General features: G+C 47.2%; 16 protein-coding genes and 1 riboswitch. Of the genes, 13 read left to right on the top strand and 3 right to left on the bottom strand.

Annotation, left to right across the window (positions count from 1 at the left end; genetic code table 11):
* From E5987_RS13550 to E5987_RS11655, 10 genes are all read left to right on the top strand, one after another.
* The coding region (locus tag E5987_RS13550; RefSeq protein WP_160336262.1) for a transposase at nucleotides 1-90 on the top strand (90 nt) is incomplete at its 5' end.
* A 378-nt stretch (nucleotides 91-468) separates the two neighbouring features.
* A riboswitch (Lysine riboswitch) is annotated at nucleotides 469-640 on the top strand.
* A gap of 94 nt (nucleotides 641-734) precedes the next feature.
* A complete protein-coding gene (gene nhaC / locus E5987_RS11695) occupies nucleotides 735-2,180 on the top strand; it encodes a Na+/H+ antiporter NhaC (protein WP_237178830.1) in 1,446 nt (481 codons plus the stop codon).
* Between the two features lie 6 nt (nucleotides 2,181-2,186).
* Entirely contained in the window at nucleotides 2,187-3,332 is a 1,146-nt protein-coding gene (locus tag E5987_RS11690) for a M20 family metallopeptidase (RefSeq protein WP_160336261.1), read from the top strand.
* A gap of 412 nt (nucleotides 3,333-3,744) precedes the next feature.
* Nucleotides 3,745-4,362: a hypothetical protein gene (locus tag E5987_RS11685; protein WP_160336260.1), complete on the top strand. Its 618-nt coding sequence runs from the start codon at nucleotides 3,745-3,747 to the stop codon at nucleotides 4,360-4,362.
* A gap of 19 nt (nucleotides 4,363-4,381) precedes the next feature.
* Complete coding sequence (locus tag E5987_RS11680) at nucleotides 4,382-4,957, top strand: molecular chaperone TorD family protein (protein WP_160336259.1); 576 nt, start codon at nucleotides 4,382-4,384, stop codon at nucleotides 4,955-4,957.
* Between the two features lie 69 nt (nucleotides 4,958-5,026).
* A complete protein-coding gene (locus tag E5987_RS11675; protein ID WP_160336258.1) occupies nucleotides 5,027-5,665 on the top strand; it encodes a LexA family protein in 639 nt (212 codons plus the stop codon).
* Between the two features lie 54 nt (nucleotides 5,666-5,719).
* Nucleotides 5,720-6,625, top strand: coding sequence for a Y-family DNA polymerase (locus E5987_RS11670; protein WP_160336257.1), 906 nt, complete (start codon nucleotides 5,720-5,722; stop codon nucleotides 6,623-6,625).
* Between the two features lie 99 nt (nucleotides 6,626-6,724).
* Complete coding sequence (locus tag E5987_RS11665) at nucleotides 6,725-6,886, top strand: hypothetical protein (protein ID WP_160336256.1); 162 nt, start codon at nucleotides 6,725-6,727, stop codon at nucleotides 6,884-6,886.
* A gap of 3 nt (nucleotides 6,887-6,889) precedes the next feature.
* Complete coding sequence (locus tag E5987_RS13545; RefSeq protein ID WP_160336255.1) at nucleotides 6,890-6,988, top strand: DUF4113 domain-containing protein; 99 nt, start codon at nucleotides 6,890-6,892, stop codon at nucleotides 6,986-6,988.
* Nucleotides 6,989-7,188: 200 nt separating this feature from the next.
* On the top strand, nucleotides 7,189-8,157 hold the full coding sequence (locus E5987_RS11655) for an AEC family transporter (protein WP_160336254.1): 969 nt from the start codon (nucleotides 7,189-7,191) through the stop codon (nucleotides 8,155-8,157).
* 62 nt (nucleotides 8,158-8,219) lie between these two features.
* Here the strand turns inward: E5987_RS11655 and E5987_RS11650 are convergent, their stop codons facing one another.
* Nucleotides 8,220-9,044, bottom strand: a complete 825-nt coding sequence (locus E5987_RS11650) for an MT-A70 family methyltransferase (RefSeq protein ID WP_160336253.1) — start codon at nucleotides 9,042-9,044, stop codon at nucleotides 8,220-8,222.
* 61 nt (nucleotides 9,045-9,105) lie between these two features.
* Here E5987_RS11650 and E5987_RS11645 point away from each other — a divergent pair, with 61 nt between their 5' ends.
* Nucleotides 9,106-9,912, top strand: a complete 807-nt coding sequence (locus E5987_RS11645; RefSeq protein ID WP_160336252.1) for a BglII/BstYI family type II restriction endonuclease — start codon at nucleotides 9,106-9,108, stop codon at nucleotides 9,910-9,912.
* A 53-nt stretch (nucleotides 9,913-9,965) separates the two neighbouring features.
* Here E5987_RS11645 and E5987_RS11640 read toward each other — a convergent pair whose 3' ends face one another.
* Nucleotides 9,966-10,778 (bottom strand): MetQ/NlpA family ABC transporter substrate-binding protein, encoded by an 813-nt coding sequence (locus E5987_RS11640; protein ID WP_160336251.1) that lies wholly within the window; start codon nucleotides 10,776-10,778, stop codon nucleotides 9,966-9,968.
* A 543-nt stretch (nucleotides 10,779-11,321) separates the two neighbouring features.
* On the opposite strand from E5987_RS11640, the gene E5987_RS11635 reads away from it, so the two are divergent.
* Both E5987_RS11635 and E5987_RS11630 read left to right on the top strand, forming a co-directional pair.
* The gene (locus E5987_RS11635; protein ID WP_160336250.1) at nucleotides 11,322-12,128 is read left to right on the top strand and encodes a MerR family transcriptional regulator; all 807 of its coding nucleotides are present in this window, start codon (nucleotides 11,322-11,324) and stop codon (nucleotides 12,126-12,128) included.
* A 70-nt stretch (nucleotides 12,129-12,198) separates the two neighbouring features.
* Nucleotides 12,199-13,878: an FAD-dependent oxidoreductase gene (locus tag E5987_RS11630; RefSeq protein WP_160336249.1), complete on the top strand. Its 1,680-nt coding sequence runs from the start codon at nucleotides 12,199-12,201 to the stop codon at nucleotides 13,876-13,878.
* Between the two features lie 10 nt (nucleotides 13,879-13,888).
* Here the strand turns inward: E5987_RS11630 and E5987_RS13175 are convergent.
* A partial coding sequence (locus tag E5987_RS13175) for a hypothetical protein (protein ID WP_237178776.1) occupies nucleotides 13,889-14,124 on the bottom strand: 236 nt, incomplete at its 5' end.

Below are 14,124 nucleotides of genomic sequence, written 5' to 3'. Positions count from 1 at the left end.
TGGACAAAAAGTTACTGTGTAATATCAGTTGGAGACGGAGCAACAACTGCCATTATTGAGAGATATATCAAAAATCAACGGCCGAATTGACATTCGGCCGGTCGCTATCCATCCCCGCGCTTACGCACGGGGAATTCCGTGGAATTCGTTAAAAGAAAGATCGTATTTCACGGCTCTCAAATAATTCAGTATTCACTCTCAGAATCACCTTTAACTTTCTGAACGCAGGGTCGTTTTATTTTCAATTTCGTCAGACAGTTAGCATTGTCGCGCCAACTGATTGATCTTATATCCGAAAACAAGTATTCAATAGCGGCAATACTTACGATGCACAGCAAGAAAACGCTCTTTTAGTCGAACAAAATACAAGCGCGGAAACCTGAGCAAACCCGCTGAATGTTAGGGAAAGTCTCAAGGTATGTTGTTCGCTAATTTTGGTTTAAACCATTTGTTACGTTTTATTATTGGTCCATAGGTAGAGGTGCAGACCTTATCAGTAACCGTTCTCAGCATTCGAAGCATTGGAGGACAGTAAAAGGAAGGCTTGCCGAAGGGATTGAAAAAACTTCGATATTTCAACCCCTGGGCTGCAAAAGAATATTTTGCAGACTGTCACTGAACGTGGAGCGCTACCGTGTCTTGAGCCTTTTCTTCTCTGCGGAAGAACATATAGGTGAAGGTCCCTGACCCGACAGAGCTCCGATCTTCACAACAAAAACCAAAGAGATGAAGTTATGCAAGACTCAAATCACTCAAATCCTATTGCACCGTGGCAAGCGATGACTATGCTCGCCCTCGGCATCGCAATCATCTTCTTCGGCTTGATGACGTTAAAAGTAAACGCCAGAATCGTTCTTGCCGTTGACGGCGCCATCATGTGCCTTATGGCCTGTGCGTTCGGAATTAAATATGACGAAATCCAGAAGGGTATCAAAGACACCATCGCCTCCATGCTGATCGCAATGCTGATTCTTTTAGCAGTCGGTGTTCTCATCGGCACATGGATGGCTTCCGGAACCATTCCTGTAATGGTCTACTACGGTATGCAGGTCATCACACCGGCCCTTTTCCTGCCTGTGGCATGTATTCTCTGCACACTGATGAGTACGCTTGCCGGCACGTCCTGGGGCACGCTCGCCACTGTGGGTGTTGCCTGTATGGGTGTCGGCGAAGGCCTCGGTATTCCTCTTGAAGCCGCAGCCGGTGCAGTATGCGTCGGCGCCTTCTTCGGCGACAAGATTTCTCCTCTGAGCGACTCTCCTGTCATTACCGCAACCGTGACAGACACACCGCTTATGGAGGGTATCAAGCACTCGCTTATCTCCACCGGTCCCGCCTATTTAGTCAGCCTGGTGTTCTTCTTTGTTTACGGTCTTGAATTCAGCGGCGGAAGCACAGCTGAAAGCGCAACTTACGTTGAAATTCTGAGCACCATTGAAAAGAGCTTTAACCTTAATCCGGTTACTCTGATCCCGGTATTTGTCGTCATCGGTCTTATCGCCTGGAAGAAACCGACAATCCCGACATTTGTCGCAGGTATCGCTGTAGCGGCAGCAATCGGTATGGTTTTCCAGGATGTCTCGCTCAAGAACATGATGAACTACATGTACAGCGGCTTCTCCATCCATACGGATTCTACCTTTGTGGATAAGATGCTCAACCGCGGCGGCTTCACCAGCATGCTCAGCACGATCGGCCTTCTGATGACTGCGGCGATTTTCGGTGCTCCGCTCAGAACCGCAGGTGTTGCAACTGTATTGCTCGACTACGTTCAGAAATTTGCGAAAAACAGCAGAGTCATGGCGTTCTCCGTCATGTGTCTGCACACCCTGTTCTTCATGATCACCGGCGCATACTACGTCAGCTACCCGGTTATCGGTTCTATGACTAAGGACATGTTCCCGAAATACGGCCTCGAACGTAAGAACTTGATGCGTACGATGCTTGACACAGGAACAGGCCTTGCCCCGCTCATCCCCTGGTCCACAACAGGTTCTTACACCGCTTCTACACTCGGCGTTGCAAATATCGCATTCCTTGCCTTTGCTCCGATGCTTTGGCTCTCCATTATCCTGTCTGCGGTTTACGCGCTCACAGGCATCGGTATGGCCAAGATTAAAGACAGCGGAAATAACTCTGCAGAAACTGTTCCCGCCCAAGCTGAACTTGCCCGAGAGTAACAAACTATGGAAAAAATATTTGAACGCTGGTATGACCTGATCAATATCAATTCTGTTTCAGGTCATGAAGTAGACGCGGCTAACTACTGCGCCAAAGTCCTGGAAAGTTTCGGACTGACGGTTCACTACAGCTATTTCCCGGAAGACTCCGCCAAAGAAAGGCCCTCTATTTGGACTGTGCTTGACAGCGGCAAACCCGGCAAAACCATGCTGCTCATCGGCCATATCGACACGGTCGGCGTCAATCTGGCCAATTGGAAGACTGACCCCTTCCATGCTGTCGAAATTGACGGCAAGGTATACGGTCGCGGCTCTATGGATATGAAGGGCGGCGTTTCCGCGATCCTTTCAACCGTTGAATACTTCTCGCAGCATAAAGATGAATTCAGCGGAAAAATTCTGGTTTGTCTTGTGGCTGACGAAGAAGGTCTTAGCAAAGGCACTTACCAGCTTGTTGCAGAGGACTGCGTACACGCTGATTACGCCATCATGGCCGAGTGCCGTTACGATAACGTCGCAGTAGGTTTTAGAGGCCGCTTCAGTTTTGAGATTACTGTGAAAGGAAAAGCCGGACATGCGAGCCGCTATCCTGAAGTCGGAGAAAACGCTCTGGTTTCCGCCGGACGTCTGGCCGCTGCCATCGAAGCGCTTCCGACGCTCACACATCCCAAACTCAAGCACGGCACATGGTGCGTACGCTATCTTTGCGGCGGCAACCAGAACGCTTTGGTTGTGCCCGACAGCTGCTACATGTTCGTAGACCGCTATGTCGTTCCGGGTGAAGATGAGGAACTCTGCATTTGTCAGATGCAGGAAGCCGCTGACAAAATCGGTCTTGGAAACAAAGTCGACATCCGTTTGAAGCCCAGAAACAGTCCGTACATGAAATCGTTTGCGATTGAGGAAGACCATGAGCTTGTGACCGCACTGCGTCAAAGCTTCACCGACATCACGGGAGAGAATCTGCCGATCGACTATGACCCGTCGGTTTGTGACTCCAACATTGTCGCTGTTTCTCTTGGCATCCCCGTTGTCACATTCGGTCCCTCAGGCGGCAACATGCACGGTGACAATGAATACGGGTATCCGTATCAGGTAAAGAACTGCTGCGAAATTTACAAAGAGACGATCCGTAAACTTCTTAAGCCGTAAGGTTCAGCAGATTTTTTTGACTCGCTCTCGGCGTAAAAACCGAGGGCGGAATTTTTATTTGGCAGTGCTTGTCTTTGCCTTGAACCTTGCGGTAAATAAAACGGCAAATGCGGTCCGCAGCACACCGTCTCTCTAGATCATCGACAAAACTGTAGAGGTCAAGCACTCCTAAAAATCAAAAATCGTGCGGCACTGCTACTTAGAAACTTGTTCATTCATACAAATCCGTCTTGCAAAGTCCGGTTTTGCTGAAGCTGAAAAATTGAGCGGTATAAACGAATAACCAATCTGCATCTTCATCCACTCTCGGATATAAATAGCGCTCGCCTCAGCTGACTTTGGCTGTATAGTTAAAACTCGAGTACATTAAGTGCTGTCGGGAAATCCGGTAAGAGTACACAGGATCAAATCAATGATTGATGAAGAGAAAGAAGACCTCGATTTAAACCAACTTTTTGCCTCTATTCGCCAAAGGCATAAAAGGCTTGCATATTTACAAAATGATGTTCCGGCGCTCGTAGCCCAATTGAACGACGAAAATCCGACAGCGGCACAAGCTGCAGAGAAGCAGCTATGTGACTTTCGAGATGCTTTATTTGATCAGGAAGATGACTGCTACTTTTTTCTTGACGGCACAATTTTAGAGCCCGGCATTGCCATCGATCTGAATCAAATTCTGAAGGTAGAGAATTTTACCGAACTGCAAAAAACTGTCTTTTGGACGCTTCAGGAATTTTTTTGCTGCTACAAGCTCGGAGAACATTTAGATCAAATATTGGAGTTCGGCCTCTATGACATCGAGGACGATAATTTCGAGGATTCAGAAGAGGAAGATTCGGAATTTCAAGAGCCTTCCGAAGAAGATCAGGACTTGGTAGTTCAGGAAGCGAGCGCTGTCCTGCTTACTCTGCTGAGCTTAAAAAAGGAAAACGGCAGACTTTCCGACTCGGCACAAGGATTAGCAAACGACATTATTCAAAAGTTCAATTTGGACGTAAATCCGATTTTCCCTGACGAAAAAAGGCATTAATTTCCCCATAGAGAAAACCATGAACCATAGCGAAATCACACGAGAAGAAACCGCAGAATTTCTGTCCAAAATATTAACCATTCAAAGCGAAATCCTCGCTAATCCGACGGCTGAAACCTGCAGCCTGTATCCTTCAGCCGAGCAGGCATTCAATGCCCTTTCAGAAGCTCTGGGCTGCAGCGGAGAGCCTTTCCCGAATATTGCGTTCAGTGAAGATTTCAACCGCAGTTTCGCAAAGCTCTTCTACGGAATCGGTAAAAAAACGCTCGGCTTAACTCATTCATTCTGGACAGAAGGCGGACTTTCGACCGCCGGAACAGGAACCAGAAACGCATTTGCAATTTACAGAAAAGAAGGTCTTGGCAACGCCACCAGCCTTCCGGACGATCATTTGGCTGTTGAACTCGCCTTCATCGCCAAGCTTCTATCAGAAAATAAGATCAGAGAAGCCGTCGACTTTACTGTAAAAGAGGTTTTGTCCTGGTGGCCAAACGCGCTGCTTGGTATTCTGCGCGCAAGCAGCAGTGAGGACCTGAACAAATTCTTCAAGTCGATTAACTCTTCGCTGCTCATGGTCAGTGAGCTTGCAAATTAAGCATCTCTAAGCCCTTGTCGTTCTCTTTCCTTGATATAGTATTATTAAATCAAGAAAGGAGGACTTTACATGACCGAGAAGAAGACTAATAACGGTCACGGCGGAAAACGCGCCGGCGCAGGACGTCCTGCTTTAGACGGTACAAGACGAATTTCAATCTGCCTCACCGAAGCGACCTACCCAGAATTCAAACGAAGAGGCGGTGCTGTTTGGCTTCGACAGGAGCTCCTTCGCAAACCGCAAAAAGAAACGTTCAGCGATCAGGAGCTGGAGGAGGTATCAGATGATGTTTGCTTTCCTGCTGCAGATCTCAAACCTCTGCGTATCCCTGTCTATGAATACGGTGTTCAGACTGGTTTTCCTTCTCCCGCAGAAAGCTATATTGATCGATCCTTAGACCTTAACGACTTTCTGATTCCAAACCCTGCGGCAACCTTCTTTGTTTACGTCAGCGGAGATTCCATGAATTTGGCAGGGATGGACGACGGTGATCTGCTGATTGTTGATCGTTCTTTAGAACCCAAGAACGGCGATATCGTCATCATGAGCATCGACAATGAATTTACCGTCAAACGCTTTGAGAAGCTAAACCGCAGCATCCGACTTATGCCTGAGAGTTCCAATCCCGTATATAAACCGATTTCGCCGAAAGGAAACGAAGAATGGCGGTTTATCGGCGTTGTCACGCATACGATTAAAAATAATTAAGGTTATGGCCGCCCTGGTCTTCGCCTTGGTGGACGGAAACTCATTTTTTGCCTCATGCGAAAAGGTTTTCGTCCCGATTTGCGGCATCGGCCCGTCATCGTGCTGAGCAATAATGACGGCTGCGTCGTCGCGCATTCAAGCGAAGCAAAACAGTTAAGCATCAAGATGTGTCAGCCGTTCTTTGAAATCGAGGATCTGTGCTTTCGGGAGAACGTCTCGGTATTTTCCATCAACTATGAACTCTATGCCAATCTCTCCGGACGCATGATGAGCACGATCGCTTCACTTACGGACAGCATCGATCCCTATAGCATTGATGAATGTTTCGCGAACATGACCGGCTATGAGCAGTTAAACATCAATCTGACAGAACTGGGTTTTCAAATTAAAGAGCGCGTGCTGCATAATGTCGGCATACCTACCTGCGTAGGGATAACTCCGACCAAAACACTCGCCAAATACTGCAATCATCTGGCAAAGCACTACCGCGGTATAAACGGCGTATGCAACTGGCTTGACCTTACGCCTCAGCGACAGGCCAAAGCGCTAGCCTGTGAGCCTGTTTCTGAAATTTGGGGTGTAGGGCGTCGATACACAGAACGACTTAACCTCATGGGTATAGAGACCGCTTTAGATTTATCCCGAGCCGATCCGATCAAGATACGCAAAGAATTTGGACTGGCTCTTGCCATGACAGTAACGGAACTTCAGGGCGTCACATGCATTCCTCTGAAACTGATCAAACCCAAACGCAAACAAATCATGCGGAGCCGAAGCTTCAATTCTCTGGTCACCGCAAAAGAGGATTTGATCGGCGCTCTAACTCTTCACGCTCAGGAGTGCGGACGCACTCTGCGCAAAGAGGGTTCATACGCACAAGTGGTTGGAATTGTTCTTAACACAAACAGCTTCCGCACTCAAGATCCTCAATATCATGCCTATCCGTGTATTGGCCTTTAGTACCCAATCAGCGATACTCGTACTCTAATCCGCTGCGCTTTGAAACTTCTGGATAAATATTGTCGTTCGGGATACCTGTACAAGAGAGCCGGAGTGTATGTGGGAGAAGTCATTCCCGAAAAAAACACCACCGGAGATCTGTTTGCTGAGGCGGAAAACGCCCGACAAAACGTTCTCTGCGGGCTCATTGACAAGATTAATGACCGATACGGCAAACAAACACTGAACTTTGCGTCATCGAGCTTTAAGAAAGAGAACTGAGAAATGAGGCGCGGCCGCTTAAGCCCCGGATATACCACCTGCTGGACGGACTTACCTCGAATTGGAGCACTGCGAAGCGAGCTTCGGCACAGAGCGTACTGACCTGTGAACATGTTCACGGAAGAAGAATCTCAGCACTTGAAACGAAGAAAAGGCGCACCGCTTCTCGGCTAATCTCCGCGGCGATTCCATCGCATTTAACGCTAACTCTTTGAAATTCTGTGATGAGTTTTTGTCAATCCGCACAGTGAAGTATTTAGAATTTTAAGCACCAAGGACAAAACATCTATTAAAAGCCAACTATGTTTACCACAACTATTCTTCACTCTTTATCGGCGCTTTGCGTGCTGCTAATCATCATCGGCTTTGGGCTCTGGCTTTCGTCTAAAGGCATGTTTGATGCGCCCAAGAGCCGACTTATTGTTTCCAGGCTGGTCAACACCTCAATCCCGTGTTTTCTCTTTTACTCGGTCATTTCGAAGTTCTCTCAGGAGCAGCTGCTTAATCTGCTGAAATTCGCCGGCGTTCCGTTCCTGACGGTAGCCATCAACTTTATTATTTCCCTGATTCTGGTCAGGACTCCTCTGGTGCGTCCTCATTTAAAAGGAACTTTCATCGCAACTTTTTCTGCCGCGAGCGTTCTCTTCGTCGGCGTCCCTCTGGTCACGACGATGTATGGTTCGGACGGAATCCCGTATCTTTTAGTGTACTTTTTTGCGAACTGCGTTTTCATCTGGACAATCGGCTTATATAACATTCAGCTTGACGGCGTTAGAAAGGGCGGCGGAGAAATTCCAAAACTAATCTCCAAAGAGAGCGCCCGCAAATTTTTTTCTCCGCCCTTAATTGGTTTTATGCTCGGTTTATCCGCAGTGATGCTGTCCGTACCCATACCAAAATTTATAGAAACTTCTACCCGCTATCTCGGTCAGCTGACGACACCGCTGGCGCTGATTTTTGTAGGCATCACGATTTACCACATCGGTTTTGACAAACTAAAGCATCTGCCTCGTGAGGTTTGGTTAGTGCTGCTGTCATGTTTTCTGATTCGGCCGCTCACAATGTATTTCTGCACCATGCCGCTTGATATGGAACCGCTGATGAGAAAATGCTTTATCCTCGGCTCCGCGCTTCCGGTTTCTACGGTTTTCGCGGTACTTGCAAAAACTTACGGCGGAGATGAAGAGTTCGCCTCTGAAACGATTGGCGCAAGTACCGTTGGAATGATTGCGGTTCTACCTATTCTTCTGATTGCTGTGAACCTGATTTAGAAGAGAGCAGCGCGCTTATAAGCGTGCTTCCGCCATTCGGCCTCAGAGAGAACAAGATATGCCTAGCTTCGGCTTCGACCTCTTGCTCTAAATTCAACTTTGGCTAAGGTCAGAAGGGATCTGACCCGAGCAATGCTGAAGCCGGTTTCCATTGCTATTTCTCTTATTGATCCGCCTTCGGAATACCGCTTAGCAACAAGAGCTGCAAGCGCTTCATTGGTGTCGTCACAAAGTCTCTGGTGTGGGTAAAGCGGCAGCATGATCTCCTGACTCTGAGATTCGATTTCTCCGCCGGAATAACCGGGATAGCGTTTGCCTTTCGGCACAACGTCTTCAGAGGCCTCTGCACCCCAAACAATCCAATTGGGCCTTGGATATCTGGCAAACATTTCCAGATATGGTCCGGGAGAGCACGACTCAATCAAATCGTATTGTTCATCCGGTTTACGGGAATGCTCGCGCTTTCTGGTTTCAATCATGTTCACCTGAGAGCGTCCCGGCGGCAGCGTACGCATATGGCCTCTAACGCCGAACAAGAGAATTTCCGTCACATTCCTAAAGTAAAAACCTACGCCTCTTCCGTCCGGGCCTCCGTCTTTTCTTCGTTTGGCCCAAATAATATTGGAGACATAGCGGAATCCCCAACTCTTCATGACTTCAAGGCCTTCAGGGAGCAAAGCATTAGGTACCCAAAGATACAGATGAGAATTTTCATTTGCGCATTCCGCAACCGGTAAAGCCATAATTTCTTCTAGCGACATGGTCGCATAACGGCCTAACCGCTTGTGCTCGGGAGCGACCTTGCCGGTACGGTTAGAAAACCGCCAAGGGGGATCCGCTAAAATTGTTTTAAACTTACCCGGAATTTGAGGTAATGCTTCACTCATTTGCTCGTTCCACAATCTGTTCACTTAGCAATCATATTAACAGATCTTTATTTGGATCTTTATGCAATTAACTACTTCATACCAAAATACCTCTCTTCTTAACCTTCAATCAAAGTTCTGTTTTTTCGAAGTTCGAGACGCATCTGCTGTTTTATCAGCATCCTGCTCAAAAGAATGGGATGAATTTGTAGAAATTCTGGAAAAATTTACATTTTCCGGGGATGTTCTTCTCGCAAAAGGCGGAAACAAATCGGCTCTTGTTTCCGAACTGGAAAGTCTGTTCTACAAAAAAGGCTGGATGGAAACGCGAGTCGACTCAGAACAGATTTTGTACGAACTTCCTAAAACCGGTCGATTAACCGGAGAAAAAAATAAAATCCTCAAAATTTCCGGGAAAAATAAGAAATTCCCAATTACAGGTAAAACTTCTTCACTTCAGACTATTGAAAGAATCAATCTCCTGACTAAAAAATTCCCCGAAGCTCGCATTACTTCGACTTATCAAGAAGGTTACCAGGTCGACTGTTTAAAAGGCAGAGTTGCTATTGATATTGAATGGAACGCAAAAGACGGAAATCTTGATAGAGATCTTTCCGCATATAGAGCTTGGTATGACTTCGGTCTTATCGACGGAGCAATTCTTATCACCAAGGATATAACAGAATGCCGCAAACTTATTCATGACCTGTGGCAAGACTACCTGTGCACCAATAACCTTCCTAAGAACACACTTCCACCTGTTGATCTGAAAACGTCAACAACAACCTCCAGCGATAAAGCAGTTGAACGAATTAAGCGGGGAGATGCCGGAGGATGTCCGGTGTTGATTGTTGGAAGGATGTTGGGATGGAAGTCCGTATTCCCCTAAGAAATAGTTTTAGTGACCGGCCCTCGCATTTCGAGGGCCAATCAAAGCACTGCTTACTGCCAAGCCGGCAGGACTGAACCCTGGAATTTCTCAATAATGAACTGTTTCACCGGTTCAGACTGGAAAGCTTTCACGAACTGCTGAACTCTGGGATCGTTCGCATTATTTTCGCGAGACGCGATAATAATCAAAGCAAACGGAGCATCCTTAGATTCAAAGAAGAAGCCGTCTTTCTTCGGAGAGAGACCAGAGCTGATGACGTAATTCATCGGGATCGTCGCAATGTCCACATCAGAGAGGCTTCGAGGCAGCTGAGCTGCTTCGAGTTCTTTGAATTTGAGTTTCTTCGGGTTAGATACGATATCAGCGACCGTCGCATTGCCTCCGACTCCGTCCTTGATTTTAATGAGACCCGCATTTTCGATCAGAAGAAGCGCTCTGCCCTCGTTGGAAGGATCGTTCGGGATCGCAAATGTAGCGCCTTCCGGAATATCTTTTACGTCATGGATATTCTTAGAGTAAAAGCCCATCGGCTGAACTACAGCGTCACCGATCTTTTTAAGTTTTGTCTTCTGCTGCTTGTTAAAGTTATTTAGGAACGGTTCGTGCTGGTACACAACAACATCAAGAGCACCTTCATCCAAACTTTTGTTCGGTGTGACGTAGTCGGTAAACTCGACAAGCTTAACATTTAAACCCTGAGCTTTTGCAACTTCAGCAGCCTTCTGGACGTTCTCGGCATGAGGACCTGCAGTAGCGCCGACTTTCAATTCTGAAGAGCTCTTCTTATCACCGCAACCGGTTAAAAGAATCGGTGCCGCAATGGCTGCCGCCGCAATCAGCTTAATTAACTTAGATCTCTGCATTTTTATACTCCGTATTAAATAGAACTTTTTATAAGGATTTTGCTTCTGATATTTCGCCGGCTGTAGCTATAGATACACCAACGTTAGAGTTAAAACTTAGTTGTATTTAATTGTCCAGGCGGACGAAAAACAGAAGCAGGATTGAGAAAATTTGACAGGTACGCGCTTAGGCGCGCCTAAAGAAAATCACATTCGGCACATTCGATTCTGAGCAACACCAACCCCTTCGCTGTGCAGCGAATCAAATAAGGAGTTGATCAAAATAAAGCTCATTTAATGTGTCCTTTGAAATCGACAATTATTATTTTACGAATAAAAAAATCAAAAAAACGAAGATGCAAGAAATATTTTTTCTGCGATAGCTAATCTCATGAATAAGTCAGAGAATTACTTTGAATCCGGACATTAAAAAGTCGTGAGGCTCTTTGGATAGACTTGGTCTATGAACATGTTCACAACGGCTTTCGCATCCTGCTGAAACCCGCACTATAAAAGAACCTTCGCCATCATTCATAATACAGAAAACATCATTTCTCCCAAAACATGCTCACTGTAAAAAAACTTGCGCAATCAGTCGGCGTCTCAGACGATCTCATTCGCCATTACACAGAATGCGGGCTGCTCAATCCTGTGGTCAACACTGAGAATCACTACCGCTTTTACGATGAAGAAGATTTTTTGTGTCTGTCTACAGCGAGATCTGTAAAAAATCTGGGCTTTTCTCTCTCTGAAGTTAAAGATTACTTGGAGGATTCTGCTCAGGAGCGCATCGACAAACTCCGGCTGAAAAAGCAAGGGATTGAAGAAAATATCGAAGAACTGATAAAACTCAAAAATCGAATTGAAGAAGTCGAAAACTATCTCTCTTTGACAAAACTCTGCAACGGCACTGTTAAAGATGTTCGACGAGATTCCATCCACAGCATCTACACGTACAGCGCCTCAAAAATAAAGGCTCCGGATCCGAGGATCGTTAAAAGTTTCTCTGAACTTTTTCCATACACACATATTTCAATCAAAATTCCACTGGAGGAACTTAACGATCCGAATTTCCAAGACGTCTATTCCGTTCAACTCGGCCTTGGACTCATCGCCAAATACGCAAGAGGCTTTAATGCCGATACTGCTCCTCCTGTAGAGTCCATTCCTGAAGGCAGGTTCCTAATCATCTACCTGAAGACCAGAGACATCCTCTCTTTATCCCCCGAAGAGATTCGTCCGCTGCTGAACAAAGCGAAAGAGCTCGGCAAAAGCTTTACACATCAGTCTTCAGGTCGGCTGCTCGCCATGGAGCGGGATGAAAAGGGATTTTTGTATTCCATCCTCATACGGGTTCGCATCGGAGATTAATTGACCTTGGTGTTACACCAACCTTTACAGTGCTCGCATTGAATTATTATTTCTACCCAAGGTGAACACTATGACTATCATCAAACTTGCTGCAGCGGCTGCCGCTCTCTGCACTGCCCTCCCTGCCCTTTCCGCCGACCTCAAGTCCGGAACATACGAAACCACCGGTAAAGGCAATAACGGACCTGTGGTTGTCAAGACAACGATTGACGACAACAAAATCAAAAGCATCGAAGTTGTTCAGAACTCTGAAACACCGATGATCGGCGAAACAGCGGTTAAAACACTGCCCGGCAAAATCGTTGAACGACAGTCGCTTTCTGTCGATGACGTTGCCGGCGCGACCAATTCGTCTAAAGCCATTAAGCAGGCTGTTCTGGAAGCACTCAAAAAGGCGGGCGGCGACGCTTCGAGCCTGAAAGAGAAAACTGTAGCTAAAGCAGCTACCAAAAATGAAGACAAAACCACCGATCTTCTTGTCATCGGCGCTGGCGGAAGCGGTATGGCCGCGGCAATCGAAGCGAAGAGCAAAGGATTGAATGTTATCCTTATCGAGAAGCTGCCGATGGTTGGCGGAACCACTGCGCTTTCGTCTACTGCGTTTAACGCCGGCGGAAGCAAAGTTCAAATGAAAATGGACAAACCGTATACCGCAGATGATTACTACAAAAAGCTAAAAGGCAAAGGAGAGGATGACGCTTCACTTCGCAAACTAGCCGACCTTTCCGGCCCTGCTGCGGACTGGCTTGTTGATATGGGCGCAGATCTGGGCAGAGTCATCAACGGTTCACAGCATACGCCGAAGGATGGCGGCGCGCTTGGTTCCATGCTCGTACCTGTGATGAAGAAAAAACTCGACGAGCTCGGCATTGTCCCTCTGACCTCCACCAAGGCCGATGAACTCTACATGCACAACGGCCGCGTAGACAGCGTTAAAGTCTCTAATGAAAACGGCCATTACATCATTCATGCTAAGGGCGTTATTCTTGCGACCGGCGGGTTTGCCTCCAATCCAAAATTTGTCGCTCAGTACACACCGATGTGGGCCGGATTCCCGTCCACAGCCAGCCGCGGCGCTACCGGTGACGGTATTGTGCTGGCAGAAAAAGTCGGCGGAACAACCGACAAGATGGGACTTGCCGGTCCTCAGACCGTCGCCTACAACACCGGGAACGGCGCCATCTCACTGACAAATGTTCGCTATAACGGTGCGATTCTTGTCAATGACGAGGGCAATCGTTTTGTCAATGAACTTTCTCTGACGCCGATTCTTGGCAAGGCCATCAAAGATCAAAAAGGCGGCCACGCTTTCCTGATCTTCGATCAGGCTTCGATTGACCGGGCCGCACTAATGAAGAAATACAAAGCCGCTGGCTACTTCACAGAAGCCGCGACAATTGAAGAACTTGCCAAGAAACTCGGCATCAATCCTCAGAATCTTGAAAAGACTGTTGCGCTTTACCGCAAAGGCATGGATGACGGCGTTGATCACGAGTTCGGCCGTAAAGACTCCCGCTTCAGCCGAATCGACAAAGCGCCTTACTACGGAGCGAAGATCAGCCCTGCAAGCCAAACCACTTATGGCGGCGTCAAGATTGATTTAGACGCCAGAGCTGTCGATAAGAACAACAAGCCGATTCCCGGTCTCTACGCGAGCGGTGAAGCCGCTGCGCAGTACGGACAAGGCGTCTCTATCGGCGTGATTCTGGGCAAACTTGCTGCAGATACCGCTGCTGAAGATATAACCTGAATTCCCGCTCCTAGATTACAAAAATCGGGGCGGGGATTTTTATTTTCAACTTCTGCATAAGTTCCTTGTAACGCTTTGGGATCTCGTGCCAGAGATATGTGACTTGGCCCTCAGGAGCGAACTTATAGACAGTTAATGCATTAAGCTCACTTATCAGGCGTGGAGCTTGCTCAGGGTCAATGTTGGCGTCCTGCATCCGCTTATGCAGCATCAGTCTTAAACTCAGAGCTAAATACGTGACAAAGA

It is taken from the genome of Parasutterella muris, assembly GCF_009767915.1.
GTDB lineage: Bacteria > Pseudomonadota > Gammaproteobacteria > Burkholderiales > Burkholderiaceae_F > Parasutterella > Parasutterella muris.
Note: the sequence above shows the minus strand (reverse complement) of the source record. Positions and strands in the feature narration are given on the sequence as shown.

Coding starts and splice junctions, on each gene's coding strand:
- nhaC (WP_237178830.1), top strand. CDS start 735: ATGCAAGACTCAAATCACTCAAATCCTATTGCACCGTGGCAAGCGATG.
- E5987_RS11690 (WP_160336261.1), top strand. CDS start 2,187: ATGGAAAAAATATTTGAACGCTGGTATGACCTGATCAATATCAATTCT.
- E5987_RS11685 (WP_160336260.1), top strand. CDS start 3,745: ATGATTGATGAAGAGAAAGAAGACCTCGATTTAAACCAACTTTTTGCC.
- E5987_RS11680 (WP_160336259.1), top strand. CDS start 4,382: ATGAACCATAGCGAAATCACACGAGAAGAAACCGCAGAATTTCTGTCC.
- E5987_RS11675 (WP_160336258.1), top strand. CDS start 5,027: ATGACCGAGAAGAAGACTAATAACGGTCACGGCGGAAAACGCGCCGGC.
- E5987_RS11670 (WP_160336257.1), top strand. CDS start 5,720: ATGCGAAAAGGTTTTCGTCCCGATTTGCGGCATCGGCCCGTCATCGTG.
- E5987_RS13545 (WP_160336255.1), top strand. CDS start 6,890: ATGAGGCGCGGCCGCTTAAGCCCCGGATATACCACCTGCTGGACGGAC.
- E5987_RS11655 (WP_160336254.1), top strand. CDS start 7,189: ATGTTTACCACAACTATTCTTCACTCTTTATCGGCGCTTTGCGTGCTG.
- E5987_RS11650 (WP_160336253.1), bottom strand. CDS start 9,044: ATGAGTGAAGCATTACCTCAAATTCCGGGTAAGTTTAAAACAATTTTA.
- E5987_RS11645 (WP_160336252.1), top strand. CDS start 9,106: ATGCAATTAACTACTTCATACCAAAATACCTCTCTTCTTAACCTTCAA.
- E5987_RS11640 (WP_160336251.1), bottom strand. CDS start 10,778: ATGCAGAGATCTAAGTTAATTAAGCTGATTGCGGCGGCAGCCATTGCG.
- E5987_RS11635 (WP_160336250.1), top strand. CDS start 11,322: ATGCTCACTGTAAAAAAACTTGCGCAATCAGTCGGCGTCTCAGACGAT.
- E5987_RS11630 (WP_160336249.1), top strand. CDS start 12,199: ATGACTATCATCAAACTTGCTGCAGCGGCTGCCGCTCTCTGCACTGCC.